The sequence below is a fragment of the Shimia sp. MMG029 genome (assembly GCF_027947445.1).
Classification (GTDB): Bacteria; Pseudomonadota; Alphaproteobacteria; order Rhodobacterales; family Rhodobacteraceae; genus Shimia.
The window spans coordinates 36,446-50,961 of record NZ_JAQJIM010000004.1; the positions used below are offsets into that span (position 1 = coordinate 36,446).

A 14,516-nucleotide genomic window follows, 5' to 3' on the forward strand; every position below is an offset into this window, starting at 1 on the left:
CACGTGAAACATTTTGACGTCATTGTTGTTGGTGGTGGCCATGCAGGAGCGGACGCCGCTGCCGCCTCAGCGCGGATGGGCGCAGCCACAGCTCTGATTACGCTGAATAGGTCTGGTATCGGTGTCATGTCCTGTAATCCCGCGATTGGGGGACTCGGTAAAGGCCATCTTGTGCGAGAGGTGGACGCACTTGACGGCCTCATGGGACGCGTCGCTGACAAAGCAGGTATACAATTTCGTCTTCTCAATCGACGCAAAGGTCCAGCAGTGCAGGGGCCTCGTGCGCAGTCGGATCGGAAAATTTACCGCACAGAGATGCTGGCAGAAATCGATGCGACAGCCAACCTGACAGTGGTTGAGGGAGAAGCGACAGATTTCCTTATGGAAGGTCAGGCCGTGCGCGGCGTGGTGCTTGCAGATGGTTCAGAAATTTCAGCTTCGGCCGTGGTTTTGACCACAGGAACTTTTTTACGTGGCGTGATCCATATTGGAGACGTATCCCGGCCCGGTGGACGTATGGGAGATGAGGCCTCCATCAAATTGGCGGAGCGGATTGACAGCTTTGGTTTGCCTCTTGGTCGTTTGAAAACAGGCACTCCGCCCCGTTTGAATGGGAAAACGATCAAATGGGATCTTTTGGCCAGTCAGCCAGGCGATGAAGATCCCGTTTTGTTTTCGTTTATGAATAGAAGGCCTATTGCGCGCCAAATTTCTTGCGGGATCACGCATACAAATACAAAGACGCATGACATCATTCGGGAAAATCTTGATCGATCTGCGATGTATGGCGGACACATCGAAGGAGTGGGACCGCGATATTGTCCGTCTATTGAAGACAAAATTGTGCGGTTTGCTGACAAGGACTCTCATCAGGTGTTTCTGGAACCTGAGGGACTGGATGATAGCACGGTTTACCCCAATGGGATTTCGACATCTTTGCCAGTTGATGTTCAGGAAGCCTATGTTCGGTCGATGTATGGCCTCGAAGATGTCGAGATTGTGCAGCCCGGTTATGCGATTGAATATGACTATATTGATCCGCGGGCATTGAACGCTGAATTGGGGGTGAAAGGGGTTCCAGGTCTATATCTAGCGGGTCAGATAAATGGCACCACAGGATATGAAGAAGCGGCGGCGCAGGGCCTTGTGGCCGGTTTGAACGCTTCTTTGTATGCGAAGGGCAAAGAGCCGCACCATTTCAGCCGATCCGACAGCTATATTGGTGTGATGATCGATGATTTGATCACGCGTGGTGTGACTGAACCCTATCGTATGTTCACGTCGCGCGCTGAGTTTCGTTTGTCATTGCGTGCCGATAATGCGGATCAACGACTTACCCCGGTGGGTATGGAGCTTGGGCTCATCGGGGAAACCAGGAAAGAAGTCTTTTCAAATAAGCAGGAGATGCTTTCAGCTGGGAAGACGTTGCTCGAACAGGAGATCTTTACACCAAAACAGATCAAAGATGCAGGGATCGCTGTCAATCAAGATGGTAATCGCCGCTCTGCGTTTCAGGTGCTTGCATTCCCTGAGGTAGGATTTGAGGATTTGATCGCGTTGAATGGCGCTTATGAAAATGTAGACAAAGAGATCCAGTTGCAGTTGGAGCGGGACGCACTTTATGCAAACTACATTGAACGTCAAAAACGCGATGTAGACGCTATGCAGCGGGATGAAGCGCTGATTATTCCCTCAGGCTTCGATTTCGATGTCATTGATGGATTAAGCAACGAATTGAAATATAAGCTTAATTCGGTTCGTCCTTCCAACTTGGGGCAAGCCGGACGTATCGATGGTATGACACCTGCTGCACTGACACTATTGCTTGCGAAGCTGCGGCAGGCGCAGAAGGCAAAGTCAGCATGACGGACTGTTCGGTATCAATACTAAATAAACTAGATGTTTCACGTGAAACATTTGAGCGTCTAGAAATTCTTGCCGAACTCTTGGTGAAGTGGAATCTGCGTATCAATCTGGTTTCTAAGAGCACTTTGGACGCACTCTGGGAAAGACACATTCTGGACTCTGTGCAAGTGCTACGGTGTGCACCAAGTCGTGCCAATCATTGGGTTGATATCGGTAGTGGTGGTGGATTTCCTGGGTTGGTTGTCGCGCTTATGAACGCAGAGCGCGAGGCGCCTGAAAGTGTGACGCTTATCGAAAGCGATCAAAGAAAATGCGCCTTTCTCCGAACAGTTTTAAGAGAAACCGGTGTTGAGGCTCAGATTCTCACTGAGCGCATTGAAAAGGCTCCTGCACAAAATGCAGATGTCCTTTCTGCGCGCGCATTGGCCGATCTAGGGTTACTTTTTGAGTTTTCTGAGCGCCATTTGCATAGAAACGGTACCGCCGTGTTCCCAAAAGGCGCGAATTGGGAAAAAGAACTTAAATCCGTCCAGGAATTATGGTCATTTGATTACGAAGTGGTAAAGAGTATTACAGACTCTCAAGCAGTCATCCTGAAAGTCGGAGAACTCAAACGTGTCGGATCCCACACGCCCTAAGGGCCCTAAAATCATTGCTGTGGCCAACCAAAAAGGGGGAGTGGGGAAGACCACAACAGCAATCAATTTGGCAGCTGCCTTGGCCGAACAAAAGTGCCGGGTTCTTCTGGTCGATCTGGATCCACAAGGGAACGCCTCCACTGGTTTGGGTATTGATGCAGAAGATAGAGAGCACACCACATATGATCTTTTGACAGGTGAAGCTGAGCTCGAAGACGTTGTTCAAGCCACTGAAATGGAGACAATGTGGATTGTCCCTGCGACTGTTGATCTTAGTTCTGCTGACATTGAGCTTATGACCAATGAAAAACGTAGTTTTCTCCTGCACGATGCTTTGCGCCAGCCAGCGATGGATGGATATGAGCTCGACTACATTCTTGTCGATTGCCCGCCCTCTCTGAACTTACTAACTGTGAACGCTATGATTGCAGCACACTCTGTGCTTATCCCTCTGCAAAGTGAGTTTTTTGCACTTGAGGGGCTTTCTCAATTGATGCTCACCGTGAGGGAAGTGCGTCAAACAGCGAATTCGGGTCTTCGGATTGAGGGCATTGTTTTGACCATGTTTGATGCAAGGAACAATTTGTCCCAACAAGTCGAACAAGATGCGCGCGACAATTTGGGGGAATTGGTTTTTGAGACGAAGATTCCGCGCAACGTCCGCGTTTCTGAGGCGCCATCATACGCACAGTCGGTACTGAAATATGATCCGACTTCAAAAGGTGCCGAAGCCTACAGGTCTTTGGCAAAAGAGCTGTTGGCCAAAAACTACAAAGTAGCAGCATAAAGGAGGCCAGGATGGCAGACAAAAAGAAACCACGCGGCCTTGGCCGTGGCCTCAGTGCTTTGATGGCTGACGTCACTGAAGATACAAACGCACAATCGTCAACCACACCGAGACGCGCGGATATGGTGGTGCCAATCGAGAGGATTGAACCAAATCCAGATCAGCCACGGCGCGACTTTACACCAGAACAACTTGACGACCTCGCGAATTCTATTCGTGAAAAAGGCGTCATTCAGCCTCTTATCGTTAGAAAAAAAGCTGGTGATCATTATGAAATCGTAGCTGGCGAACGCCGTTGGCGCGCATCACAGATGGCGAAATTGCATGAGTTGCCTGTCATCGTACGTGATTATGATGATACAGAAGTTCTTGAGATCGCGATCATTGAGAATATCCAGCGCGCTGACTTGAACCCAGTTGAAGAGGCGATGGGCTATCGCCAACTGATGCAGAAGTTTGGTCACACGCAAGAGAAGGTGTCAGAAGCGCTTGGCAAGAGCCGCAGCCATATCGCGAATTTGATGCGGTTGTTGAATCTTCCAGATGATGTGCAGTTGATGCTGAGAGAAGGCCATCTGTCAGCCGGTCATGCACGGGCGTTGATCACTACGGACAATGCTTCTGAGCTTGCGAAAAAAGTGGTCAAAGATGGATTGTCGGTAAGACAGACGGAAAAACTGGCCAAAAAAGCGAGCTCTCTCGTCGAGCAAATTAAAAAACCTCGCGCAAAGATACATAAGGACGCCGACACAGTTGCGTTAGAGGGCGATCTTTCTGCCAATTTAGGGATGAAAGTCAGCGTTGATCACTTGTCTGGCGGAGAATCTGGAAAAATAACTATTAGTTATCAGACACTTGATGATCTTGATGAACTATGCCGGATTTTGTCTTCTACGCGTTAGGGCGCGTCCAGATGAAAAAAAGTACCGCACTCAAAACCATCGCTTGAATGACCAAGACGATGGTTTTTACATCAAGGGCGACAGAAATTCCGAAAACTGCAGCGATTGAAAGTGTAGCAGCTCGTTTTGCTGATGGTTTGATTGCTCCGTTGCGATTCCAGTCTTGGATCATTGGACCAAACACCTTGTGACTGAGCAACCAGTTGTGCAGTTTCTCTGACGAGCGCGCAAAGCAGAAAGTCGCAAGAAGCAGGAATGGCACGGTTGGCAATAGAGGCAAAACGATGCCAACCAATGCGAAGGCTACGCAAACCAATCCACACAACAACCATATTGCTCGCATCAATCCACCAAAAGCTCAGATAAGACTGAATTTAGGACCATACGTCCCTCTGGCAAGACGCGCAGATGCCGCACATCACGCGTGATCATACCTATGTCGATGAGGTTATCGACACGTTTCCCCTCAAGAGGTCTACCTGCCAACGCCTCATATCTATTGAGATCGATTCCTTCGCTTAGTCGAAGTCCCATCAATAGAAACTCCGCTGCCTGATCTGCCTGAGAGATGGCCTCTCTGAGGTTTTCGCCATTCCCCGCTTCTGCTTCCTGTAGCCATCTGTTGGGATTTCGCCACGTTTCTGTGGCGTATCGTGTCCCCTGGACAGTCACGCGAGCATGAGCGCCGGGACCAATGGCAGCGTAGTCTCCATAGCGCCAGTAGATTTGGTTGTGCCGAGACTCAGAACCTATAGCTGCGTAGTTGGAGACTTCGTATGGAAGCATCCCTGCCGCGGCGCAAATTTCCTGCGTTGCTTCGTACATGTCTGCGGCAAGGTCATCTTCTGGCAGGCCGCGCAGTTTTCCTCGGTTGTATCGGTCACCAAACGCGGTGCCTTGCTCAATTGTAAGCTGATACAGTGACAAGTGATCGATTGTCATGGATAGAGCTTCGGAAAGTTCACTTTTCCAGGCATCTAAAGTCTGATCTTGACGCGCGTAGATCAGATCAAAACTGACCCTATCAAAGGTTTTCCTCGCAATCTCAAACGCTTTCTTAGCCTCTGAAACAGAATGGATCCGTCCAAGTCGACGTAGATCGTCGTCGTTAAGTGCTTGGATACCCATAGAGATCCTGTTCACGCCGCCGTCCCGATAGGCGACAAATCTACCCGCTTCGACAGAACCAGGATTCGCTTCTAGCGTGATTTCCATGTCGTTTGATGTTGGCCAGAGTGTGCGCACACGATCTAAAATAGATGCAACTATTTCCGGGTCCATCAAGCTAGGTGTTCCACCGCCAAAAAATACAGTGTTCAGAACCCGCCCTTGTGTTTCTGCAGCGACACGATCCAATTCTGAGAGATAAGCGCGCAGCCACCGGTATTGATCGATTTCTCGGCTCACATGGCTGTTGAAATCGCAATAGGGGCATTTGGCCTGACAAAATGGCCAATGAATATACAGGCCAAAGCCCCCGTTTTGCCAATCCTCAGCCAAAACAGCCCGCCACAAAGGCTTTCACGGCGTGACCGCGATGGCTGATTTTGTTTTTTTCCCAGCGATCCATTTCCGCAAAGGTCACGTCATGACCTTCAGGAACAAACATAGGATCATAGCCAAACCCGTCTTTGCCACGGATAGGCCAGACAAGATGACCGGGCGCCACGCCCTCAAAGACTTCGTCATGTCCGTCTGGCCATGCCAGCACCAAAGTGGAGCGGAACTGTGCGAGGCGTGGATGCGGAGCATTGATAGCTTCAAGCTCCTCATGCGCGCGTGTCATAGCCATCATGAAATCTCGGCCATTCTCGGTTTCAGCCCAATCTGCAGTATAGACACCCGGCGCGCCATTCAACGCATCAATCGTGATCCCGCTGTCATCGGAGAGGGCGGGCAGACCGGTCGATTTGGCGGCGGCATGTGCCTTGATACGCGCGTTGCCGACAAAAGTGTCTTCGGTCTCTTCTGGTTCTGGCAGATCCATTTCTGCAGCACCTATGACTTTTACGCCAAAGGGCTCGAGGAGATGTGTCATCTCCTCGAGCTTGCCTCTGTTGTGCGTTGCCATCAGCAGAGTTCTATCTGCGAACTTGCGGGTCATGCGACGGCTGCCTCTTGAGCGGCAACGAGTTCTGCCACGCCTTTTTCTGCAAGATCAAGCAGTTGGTTCATTTGATCTCGGGAATAGGTGGCGCCTTCCGCTGACATTTGGGTTTCGATCATCTGGCCGTTTGCGAGCATGATGAAGTTACCGTCTACGCCGGCTTCGCTGTCTTCTGGATAGTCCAGATCCAGAACAGGCTGGCCCGCATAGATACCGCAAGATACAGCCGCTACAGGAGCAATCAGTGGATCTGTGGTGATATCACCTGCTTTCATAAGCTTGTTCACTGCCAAACGCAGGGCTACCCAACCGCCCGTGATGGACGCGCAGCGTGTGCCGCCGTCTGCTTGAATGACATCACAATCGATAGTGATCTGGCGTTCGCCGAGGGCGACGCGGTCCACGCCAGCGCGCAAGGAACGGCCGATCAGGCGTTGAATTTCTACGGTGCGACCGCCTTGCTTTCCTGCAGCCGCTTCGCGGCGCATACGTGAGGATGTGGAACGTGGAAGCATTCCGTACTCAGCTGTTACCCACCCCAGGCCAGAGCCCTTGATGAACGGGGGGACGCGGGCTTCCAATGAGGCAGTGCAAAGCACATGCGTGTCGCCCATTTTGATCAGGCAGGAGCCTTCGGCGTGTTTGGTCACATTTGTTTCTATCGACACTTCACGCATTTCATTCAGCGGACGTCCAGAGGGGCGCATAGGAAATTCCTTCTCTTGATTTCATTTGGGCATAGCCGCGTGGGCAGGGCGGGTGCAACCCCGATTGACCTTTGCGCTTGAGCCTATTTTATTGAAAGACAGAAGGCACGGGCAGATGACAGACACCACTAAAATCCTAGAAGAAATGAATGAACGCAGTCGGGAAGTGTTTCGCCGTGTGGTCGAAGGCTATCTTGAGACCGGCGACCCAGTCGGATCACGGACACTTACCAGATCGCTCTCTGAAAAAGTCAGCGCGGCTACAATTCGAAATGTGATGCAGGATCTGGAATATCTTGGCCTGTTGGACAGCCCACATGTCTCTGCCGGACGCGTTCCAACTCAGCAGGGTTTACGCATGTTTGTGGATGGATTGCTGGAAGTCGGCGATCTTGATCAGGGCGACCGCAAGAAAATTGATGCGACCTTGGGGGAAAGTGACACGGATGTGAATAATATGCTTGATCGTGTCAGCACCGCACTTTCCGGCGTCACACAAGGCGCTTCATTGGTGCTTGCGCCCAAACATGAAGCACCAATCAAACACATAGAGTTTGTATCATTGGCGCATGACCGCGCACTTGTGGTTCTGGTTTTTGCCGATGGACATGTCGAAAATCGATTGTTTACGCCACCGCCGGGGCAAACGCCAAGTTCAATGCGTGAGGCAGCCAATTTCCTAAATGCAGTGGCCGAAGGGCGCACATTGAGTGAGGTTGGGAAAGCGGTGCGTGAAGAGATTGCCCGCCGTCGCCAAGAGATAGACACACTTGCAGCAGATCTTGTGGAGAGCGGAATCGCGCTGTGGGCCGGCGACGGGGGGCAAGAGGAGCGCCTAATCGTGAGAGGCCGTGCGAATCTGCTTGGAACCGATGCAGAAGAGCAGGACTTGGAACGCATCCGGACGTTGTTTGATGATCTGGAACGTAAGCGCGATATTGCCGATTTTCTGGAACTTGCAGAGCAAGGCGATGGCGTGCGCATTTTTATTGGCTCAGAGAACAAACTTTTTTCACTTTCGGGTTCCTCTTTGGTGGTGTCTCCCTATATGAACGCTGATCGAAAGATCGTGGGTGCTGTTGGGGTCATTGGGCCCAAGCGCCTGAACTATGGACGCATTGTGCCGATTGTGGATTACACGGCACAACTGGTTGGAAAATTGATATCTGACCGCGGTTAGAGGTGAAAAATGGCTGAGCCGAAAGACAATGAGTTTCTGGACGATATCGCAGAAGCCGAAGCCGAAGAATTTGCTCAGAGCCTTGATGAGCTCGCAGATGAAGCGGTTGAATTGGATGAGTTGCGCGCAGAGCGTGACGAGCTGAAAGATCGCTGGATGCGTGCGTTGGCCGACGCCGAAAACGCACGTAAGCGCGGCGACAAAGCCCGTCGTGACGCGGAGCAATACGGTGGTTCCAAACTGGCTCGCGACATGTTGCCTGTATTTGACAACATGAAACGTGCCGTTGAATCCATCACCGAAGAGCAAAAAGAAGCTTCCTCTGCATTGATCGAAGGTATCGAGCTGACAATGCGTGAGCTGCTGAAAACATTCTCTAAGCATGGCATCGAAATGATTTCGCCCGAAGTGGGCGACAAATTCGATCCAAATGTTCACGAGGCGATGTTTGAGGCCCCAGTGCCCGGTACCAAAGCTGGCGACATTATTCAGGTTTCCGCACAAGGCTTCATGCTACACGATCGCCTTTTGCGGCCAGCTCAGGTGGGTGTGAGCTCCACGCCAGCTTGAACTAAATAAAAACAGTTTGCTAAAGCCTCCGATTTTTCGGGGGCTTTTTTGTCGAAACTCTTTGGCCTGAAACTGCGAAATTCAGAAGCTTCTTCTATGCGCGCTTTTGAATTTCTACCAATAGCCTTGCGTCAGAGCGACTTAAACGGCGACGTCGATTGGAAGTCGCAGAACTGAATTCTGGCGCACTCGGCAAAAACGCAGTCATTTCATCGGAGCCGACAGCTTCAAAAAGGGGCATGTCTGCTCCAGCATGGCGCATTTCGACTTGCATACCGTCCGCTGTGATAATTTGCGGCACATCGCAAAGCACAAGAAAGTACTCCGTACTTGGGCTGTGTGAAATGTCTTCCATTATGCCGCGCCATCCGATGAGGTCCTTGACTGGAACCATAACCTCGCGACTTGTGAAGGCTGCTTCAAAAGCAAAACTCCGCATCCAAATTCGGGTGTTCGGGGCGAGCCAGCAATCTCTTATCGGGACATTGCGACCCAGTGCACCTGCTGGCACCTTGATCGGACATTCGACCGCAGAAAGTTTTCCAATCCAACGGACAGGGCTGAGGCCGCGATCGCGGCTGACGATCTCGTCCCCAACCCGAAGAGTTTCGACCTTCACTTCTCCTCTCCGGGTTGCGATTTCTGTGCCGCGTGTCACCAAGCTTATTTCTTTGGAAGCAAGACTTTCGATTTGATGATCACAACTGCCTGTAAGGGCCCTAACGTTCTGTTCCACTTTCTGCTCTCCCATCACCAATAGACTGACCGTTTCTTCGATCAGCATCCCCGTGGTGGCAGTGTGTTCGTGGTTAAAGCCCTGGCAGAGGCTGTTTCTTCAGTTGCAGCGCTTTTCTGCATCCTCAACAGCGGCGGTGAAGCCTCTCAATGAGAACGTGTCCGCTGTTTTGGTCCCGCGCGAGGATCGCGCAGACATCGTTGCATCTGCACCGCGTTTCATCGCTGCTACGATCTTGGCGTCATCACCAGAGGAGGCGGGCCAGGCCCATTCGCCTTCGGTGATCATGACAAAGCTCTGCCCATCTATGCTCACTTCAACTGTGGATCCCCCGGCAAAAGGGTAACCACCAGTAAAGCCCACCTGTGCAGTAACGCTTTCGTGTGGCAGGAAGGATACCATCAGAAGGATATCGCTGCGTCTCACGGCAACCACCTGACCGCCGCGCGTGTTTACGCTCTCTTTTGCAGTGCTCACTGCCCAACATTCACGTTTGTCGCCGTCTTTGTGTTCAAAAACGCTCCAATCCGTGATGGCGTTCACTTGATTTTCGCTTGATGCTTGTGCTGAAACACTGCCGCCCCAAAGCGTTGCCGCTATGCACAGCGCTGTCATCCAACGTGATGTCATGCTCTTCTACAGCCTCCAAGCTGTCTGTTGCCTCTTGTCGCCGCCCGCTGGCTTTGCACCATTTGTCTTGGGCTGACGCTAATTATACGCGATACAGTGAGCTTAGCCCATGATTGCCGCGAGACGAAAGACCCGTTGGCACAAATTTGCCCATGAAAGCGAGAGATTTATGACCAAAGCCGTGCCCATGACTGAGATTTGGCGGGGAGATATTCTGGAGAGTGTCCACAGTGGGCATGCAGTGGTCTGCAACGCGGAGGGTGATATTGTAGAAGCTTGGGGAGATCCAGACGCAGTGGTGCTGCCGCGGAGCTCTTCCAAGATGATACAGGCACTGCCTTTGGTGGAAAGCGGTGCGGCGGATGCCGCAGGTTTGACAGACAAGCATTTGGCGCTGTCTTGCGCTTCTCACAATGCCTCCAAAATCCACAATGATATGGTGACTGCATGGCTTTCAGCGCAGGGGTTTTCGGATGATGATCTGATCTGTGGCCCCCAGGAGCCGCGTGATATTGGCATTCGCGACGAGTTGATACGCTGTAATGATCCAGTGTGTCGCGTGCATAATAACTGTTCTGGAAAGCACACCGGCTTTCTGACACTCACAAAACATCTGGGCGCAGAGCGAAACTACACAGACATCGATCACCCAGTGCAAAAAGCGGTTTTGGCTGCGCATGAAGACCTTACCCACGAAACCAGCCCAGGATACGGTATTGATGGCTGCTCGGCGCCCAATCATGCAAGCACACTCAAAGGTATGGCGCGCGCGATGGCTTTCTTTGCTGCAGCGCGGGAAGGGCAGGGCACGCGAGAAACAGCCGCGGCGCGTTTGCGCGATGCGATGGCGAAACATCCGGAATATGTCGCGGGCGAAGGTCGCGCCTGTACCAACCTAATGCGGGCGATGGGCCACAAGGTTGCCATCAAGACCGGCGCAGAAGCATATTTTATCGCCATTTTGCCGGAACAAAAACTTGGAGTGGCGTTGAAAATCATCGACGGGGGCACCCGCGCTTCTGAGAATGCGATAGCAGCCATTCTCGCTAAGCTTGGTGTTCTGGATCCTGCTCACCCTGAAACCGCAAAGTACTTGGATGCGCCGATCAGAAACTGGGATGGCTTGCAAACAGGCATCATGCGGGCGTCTCCCGCGCTGCGTTAAAGTCTTTGCGTGATAGCTATCAGGCTGGAGCCTGTAAACCAGGCTCCAGCAATTGTGTCTGCGCTTACAGCACGTCCCAAAGTAGTTTCAGAGCAAGCGCAACCGAGGTCACAACCAAGAGAGGACGGATCAATTTCGCGCCTTTGGCCATCGCAACCTTTGCGCCGAGTCGCGCACCAAGGATTTGCATGGCCCCCATTGCCAAACCGATCGCCCAAAGTGGGTTTGCCACGAGTATAAACCCAGCCAGCCCACCGACATTTGATGCGAAGTTCAAGAGCTTTGTATGCGCTGTGGCCTTCAAAATCCCGTAGCCCCCTAAAGCAACGAAGGCGATCATGTAAAAACTACCCGCCCCTGGTCCGAGAATTCCGTCGTAGAATGCCACCAAAGGAACAGCAGACAGTGAAAAAGCAACCGGTTTGAGCCGCGCTGTTCTGTCCATCTCTCCGGGATCCTTGCGAAGTGCAAAGAACAGTGCGATGCCGATCAGCAATACTGGCAGGACAAGCCGTATCCAGTTTGTTGGCAGGAAAGAGACTGCCAACGCACCGATAAGCGAGGCAAAAAACGCCAAAAGCGCTGGCGCGGCTTGCGATTTAAGATCTACAAGTCCGCTTTTTGCATATGCGTAGGCGGCTGTACCCGAGCCAAACATGCCTTGAATCTTGTTGGTGGCCAATGCCTGCACCGGCGGAACACCTGCGATCATAAGTGCTGGAACCGTGATCAGCCCACCACCGCCAGCGATGGCGTCTACAAAGCCCGCAAAGAACCCGGCTGCCAACAAGAGCAGCAGCCCTTCAATTCCAAATTCAAGCATAGATCAGGGGCCCACAAAATCGGACTTAGCATAGCCTTGGATGTAAAGCAGGGCCGTCAGATCGCCATGATTGATACGAATGTCGCATTCTGCTGCGACAGAGGGTTTGGCATGGAGCGCCACGCCAGCGCCGGCGAGCCCAAGCATGCCAAGGTCATTGGCGCCGTCGCCCACTGCGATAACGTCTTGATGCGCCAAGCCTAAACGAGCTGTGATCTCTTTCAGTGCCTGTACTTTGGCTTTACGACCTAAGATGGGATATCCCACTGCGCCGGTCAGTTTTTCATACTCCACCAATAAGGTGTTGGCGCGGTTCTCGTTAAAACCAAGTTCAGACGCCACTTTCGCAGTGAACGCTGTAAATCCCCCGGATACCAACGCGGCATAAGCGCCATTGGCTTTCATCGTTGCCAAAAGCGCTTTGCCTCCGGGCATGAAGGTGATGCGCTCTGCCAGCACTTTGGAGATCACGCTCTCGTCCAGACCTTCAAGCAAGCCGACCCGCTCGGTCAGCGCGCCCTCAAAATCGAGCTCGCCGTTCATTGCCCGCGCTGTGATGTCTTTGACGCGTTCGCCAACACCGGCCTCATCGGCCAGCTCGTCGATACATTCCTGTTCGATCATGGTGCTGTCCATATCCGCGAGCAGCATCTTTTTGCGACGTCCCTCGGTGGGTTGCAGAACCAGATCCACATGCGCTTTCTGCAGATCCTCCCACACTGTCCAAAGCGTGTCGGGTTTGATCGCAACAGAAAACTCGGCGGCTTCGCCTTCTGCAAGCCAATGCGCCTCGCCGCCGCCCCAGGCATTTCGCAGAGACTCCACAAGCGCGCGATCCAGGTTTGGCGCGGCAGGGTTGGTCAAAAGCGTGGCGGTGAACATCGGCGGCCTCAACAGATTTGGAATTTGGGTGACCGTCATAGAGCATGGCAGAGCCGGTGATTCCAGTACCAGATTTTGGTACCGATAAGGTTTTCTTCACCAGAATCTGCACGCACCACCTCCCTGAGCGCTTCAGGCACAGGTGTTTCCGATAGTGGTCATTTTGCGTCGTTTTTACCGTGCAAAAAGTCGCTGTTGTCTTTTTACCTGTTGTCGACTGCGATCAATCCGCCTAATTCGGTCCGTGGGACACCTCTCCCCAACGAGAGGCATTTATCTGGAAGGATAGCATTTATGGCTACTCAGCAACCGGCGGTTCGCCCGGCGAATCCGCGTTTCTCCTCTGGCCCTTGTGCCAAACCCCCCACATTTGATGTTACCAAGCTCGCCGATGCCGCTCTCGGCCGCAGCCACCGTGCCGCCATTGGCAAGGACAAGTTGAAGTCCGCGATCGAAGGCACACGCGAAATTCTGGGCATCCCCGCAGATTACCGTATTGGCATTGTGCCTGCGTCTGACACTGGCGCGGTTGAAATGGCGCTCTGGTCTCTTCTAGGTGCGCGCAAAGTTGAAATGCTGGCATGGGAGAGCTTTGGCGCTGGCTGGGTCACTGATGTGGTGAAGCAGCTTAAAATCGACGCTGAAGTCAAAACTGCCGAGTACGGTGAGATCGTGGATCTGGCAGCCGTTGATACTAAGAACAACGATGTGGTTTTCACATGGAACGGCACCACCTCCGGCGTGCGTGTGCCAAATGCAGACTGGATTGCGGATGATCGCGAAGGGCTGACCATCTGTGATGCCACCTCGGCTACTTTCGCAATGGATCTGCCGTGGGACAAGCTGGATGTAACCACTTTCTCCTGGCAGAAAGTGCTGGGAGGAGAGGCTGCGCATGGCGTTATCGTTCTGAGCCCGCGTGCTGTTGAGCGTTTGGAAAACTATACACCTGCATGGCCGCTGCCCAAAATTTTCCGTCTGACGAAAGGCGGCAAACTGATCGAGGGGATCTTCACTGGCGCCACCATCAACACACCCTCCATGCTGGCCGTCGAAGATTACCTTTTCGCGCTGGATTGGGCCCGTTCTGTAGGTGGCCTGAAAGGACTTATCGCGCGCGCTGATGCCAATGCCAAAGCGGTGTTTGATTTCTGTGAGGCAAATGACTGGATTGAAAATCTTGCAGAAGACGCAGGCACACGCTCGAACACATCTGTTTGCCTGAAATTCACCGATGCCCGCATTCAAGACGGTGCAGCCTTTGCCAAAGCAGTGGCCAAACGTCTCGAAGCCGAAAACATCGCGCTCGACATCGGCGCGTATCGCGACGCCCCTGCGGGTTTGCGTATCTGGTGTGGTGGCACCGTAGAGACATCCGATCTGGAGGCGATGTTGCCATGGCTCACCTGGGCTTTTGAAGCAGAAATCGCAGCGCAAACTTAAGAGCTGCACCCCAAGGGCAAACCCTACGTAGGGTGCGCAATCTCCGCGCACCTTCCCTGACCTAGATTTTCCAAAGGACG

General features: G+C 52.5%; 16 protein-coding genes. 8 read left to right on the forward strand and 8 right to left on the reverse strand.

The genetic code is table 11. The annotated features are described in order from the left end of the window. Positions 1-3 precede the first annotated feature (3 nt). The 4 genes from mnmG to PJL69_RS11410 are packed head-to-tail and all read left to right on the forward strand — an operon-like array spanning position 4 to position 4,193. Complete coding sequence (mnmG, locus tag PJL69_RS11395) at positions 4-1,866, forward strand: tRNA uridine-5-carboxymethylaminomethyl(34) synthesis enzyme MnmG (RefSeq protein ID WP_271309762.1); 1,863 nt, start codon at positions 4-6, stop codon at positions 1,864-1,866. Next, the gene (gene rsmG / locus PJL69_RS11400) at positions 1,863-2,504 is read left to right on the forward strand and encodes a 16S rRNA (guanine(527)-N(7))-methyltransferase RsmG (protein WP_271309763.1); all 642 of its coding nucleotides are present in this window, start codon (positions 1,863-1,865) and stop codon (positions 2,502-2,504) included. The genes mnmG and rsmG overlap by 4 nt, the downstream gene beginning before the upstream one ends. After that, a complete protein-coding gene (locus PJL69_RS11405; RefSeq protein WP_271309764.1) occupies positions 2,482-3,291 on the forward strand; it encodes a ParA family protein in 810 nt (269 codons plus the stop codon). Before rsmG ends, PJL69_RS11405 begins: the two co-directional genes overlap by 23 nt. Before the next feature lie 11 nt (positions 3,292-3,302). Continuing rightward, complete coding sequence (locus PJL69_RS11410) at positions 3,303-4,193, forward strand: ParB/RepB/Spo0J family partition protein (protein WP_271309765.1); 891 nt, start codon at positions 3,303-3,305, stop codon at positions 4,191-4,193. Here the strand turns inward: PJL69_RS11410 and PJL69_RS11415 are convergent. Genes PJL69_RS11415 through rph form a run of 4 tightly spaced genes read right to left on the reverse strand, consistent with a single transcriptional unit; the run spans position 4,183 to position 7,007 of the window. Further along, complete coding sequence (locus PJL69_RS11415) at positions 4,183-4,536, reverse strand: YbaN family protein (protein WP_271309766.1); 354 nt, start codon at positions 4,534-4,536, stop codon at positions 4,183-4,185. The genes PJL69_RS11410 and PJL69_RS11415 overlap by 11 nt on opposite strands. Further along, a complete protein-coding gene (gene hemW, locus PJL69_RS11420) occupies positions 4,536-5,693 on the reverse strand; it encodes a radical SAM family heme chaperone HemW (RefSeq protein WP_271309767.1) in 1,158 nt (385 codons plus the stop codon). Before hemW ends, PJL69_RS11415 begins: the two co-directional genes overlap by 1 nt. Beyond that, positions 5,686-6,297, reverse strand: coding sequence for an RdgB/HAM1 family non-canonical purine NTP pyrophosphatase (gene rdgB / locus PJL69_RS11425; protein WP_271309768.1), 612 nt, complete (start codon positions 6,295-6,297; stop codon positions 5,686-5,688). Before rdgB ends, hemW begins: the two co-directional genes overlap by 8 nt. After that, complete coding sequence (rph, locus tag PJL69_RS11430; RefSeq protein WP_271309769.1) at positions 6,294-7,007, reverse strand: ribonuclease PH; 714 nt, start codon at positions 7,005-7,007, stop codon at positions 6,294-6,296. Before rph ends, rdgB begins: the two co-directional genes overlap by 4 nt. Before the next feature lie 115 nt (positions 7,008-7,122). Here rph and hrcA point away from each other — a divergent pair, with 115 nt between their 5' ends. Both hrcA and PJL69_RS11440 read left to right on the forward strand, forming a co-directional pair. Next, positions 7,123-8,187 carry a heat-inducible transcriptional repressor HrcA gene (gene hrcA / locus PJL69_RS11435; protein WP_271309770.1) on the forward strand — a complete coding sequence of 355 codons (1,065 nt, stop codon included), beginning with the start codon at positions 7,123-7,125 and terminating at the stop codon, positions 8,185-8,187. Between the two features lie 9 nt (positions 8,188-8,196). Next, a complete protein-coding gene (locus PJL69_RS11440; protein WP_209058282.1) occupies positions 8,197-8,757 on the forward strand; it encodes a nucleotide exchange factor GrpE in 561 nt (186 codons plus the stop codon). A 94-nt stretch (positions 8,758-8,851) separates the two neighbouring features. Here PJL69_RS11440 and PJL69_RS11445 read toward each other — a convergent pair whose 3' ends face one another. After that, positions 8,852-9,541, reverse strand: coding sequence for a Hint domain-containing protein (locus tag PJL69_RS11445; protein WP_271309771.1), 690 nt, complete (start codon positions 9,539-9,541; stop codon positions 8,852-8,854). 51 nt (positions 9,542-9,592) lie between these two features. Continuing rightward, a complete protein-coding gene (locus PJL69_RS11450; RefSeq protein WP_271309772.1) occupies positions 9,593-10,123 on the reverse strand; it encodes an invasion associated locus B family protein in 531 nt (176 codons plus the stop codon). A gap of 169 nt (positions 10,124-10,292) precedes the next feature. Here PJL69_RS11450 and PJL69_RS11455 point away from each other — a divergent pair, with 169 nt between their 5' ends. Continuing rightward, complete coding sequence (locus PJL69_RS11455; RefSeq protein ID WP_271309773.1) at positions 10,293-11,288, forward strand: asparaginase; 996 nt, start codon at positions 10,293-10,295, stop codon at positions 11,286-11,288. 64 nt (positions 11,289-11,352) lie between these two features. Here the strand turns inward: PJL69_RS11455 and PJL69_RS11460 are convergent, their stop codons facing one another. Both PJL69_RS11460 and serB read right to left on the reverse strand, forming a co-directional pair. Then, on the reverse strand, positions 11,353-12,111 hold the full coding sequence (locus PJL69_RS11460; RefSeq protein WP_271309774.1) for a TSUP family transporter: 759 nt from the start codon (positions 12,109-12,111) through the stop codon (positions 11,353-11,355). 3 nt (positions 12,112-12,114) lie between these two features. After that, on the reverse strand, positions 12,115-12,993 hold the full coding sequence (gene serB, locus PJL69_RS11465; RefSeq protein WP_271309775.1) for a phosphoserine phosphatase SerB: 879 nt from the start codon (positions 12,991-12,993) through the stop codon (positions 12,115-12,117). A gap of 294 nt (positions 12,994-13,287) precedes the next feature. On the opposite strand from serB, the gene PJL69_RS11470 reads away from it, so the two are divergent. After that, on the forward strand, positions 13,288-14,436 hold the full coding sequence (locus PJL69_RS11470; RefSeq protein WP_271309776.1) for a phosphoserine transaminase: 1,149 nt from the start codon (positions 13,288-13,290) through the stop codon (positions 14,434-14,436). Positions 14,437-14,516 lie beyond the last annotated feature (80 nt).

Bases quoted from the DNA above. Each gene is read 5' to 3' on its own strand.
- rsmG (WP_271309763.1), top strand. From the start codon at position 1,863: ATGACGGACTGTTCGGTATCAATACTAAATAAACTAGATGTTTCACGT.
- PJL69_RS11410 (WP_271309765.1), top strand. From the start codon at position 3,303: ATGGCAGACAAAAAGAAACCACGCGGCCTTGGCCGTGGCCTCAGTGCT.
- PJL69_RS11415 (WP_271309766.1), bottom strand. From the start codon at position 4,536: ATGCGAGCAATATGGTTGTTGTGTGGATTGGTTTGCGTAGCCTTCGCA.
- rdgB (WP_271309768.1), bottom strand. From the start codon at position 6,297: ATGACCCGCAAGTTCGCAGATAGAACTCTGCTGATGGCAACGCACAAC.
- rph (WP_271309769.1), bottom strand. From the start codon at position 7,007: ATGCGCCCCTCTGGACGTCCGCTGAATGAAATGCGTGAAGTGTCGATA.
- hrcA (WP_271309770.1), top strand. From the start codon at position 7,123: ATGACAGACACCACTAAAATCCTAGAAGAAATGAATGAACGCAGTCGG.
- PJL69_RS11440 (WP_209058282.1), top strand. From the start codon at position 8,197: ATGGCTGAGCCGAAAGACAATGAGTTTCTGGACGATATCGCAGAAGCC.
- PJL69_RS11445 (WP_271309771.1), bottom strand. From the start codon at position 9,541: ATGCTGATCGAAGAAACGGTCAGTCTATTGGTGATGGGAGAGCAGAAA.
- PJL69_RS11450 (WP_271309772.1), bottom strand. From the start codon at position 10,123: ATGACATCACGTTGGATGACAGCGCTGTGCATAGCGGCAACGCTTTGG.
- PJL69_RS11455 (WP_271309773.1), top strand. From the start codon at position 10,293: ATGACCAAAGCCGTGCCCATGACTGAGATTTGGCGGGGAGATATTCTG.
- PJL69_RS11460 (WP_271309774.1), bottom strand. From the start codon at position 12,111: ATGCTTGAATTTGGAATTGAAGGGCTGCTGCTCTTGTTGGCAGCCGGG.
- serB (WP_271309775.1), bottom strand. From the start codon at position 12,993: ATGTTCACCGCCACGCTTTTGACCAACCCTGCCGCGCCAAACCTGGAT.
- PJL69_RS11470 (WP_271309776.1), top strand. From the start codon at position 13,288: ATGGCTACTCAGCAACCGGCGGTTCGCCCGGCGAATCCGCGTTTCTCC.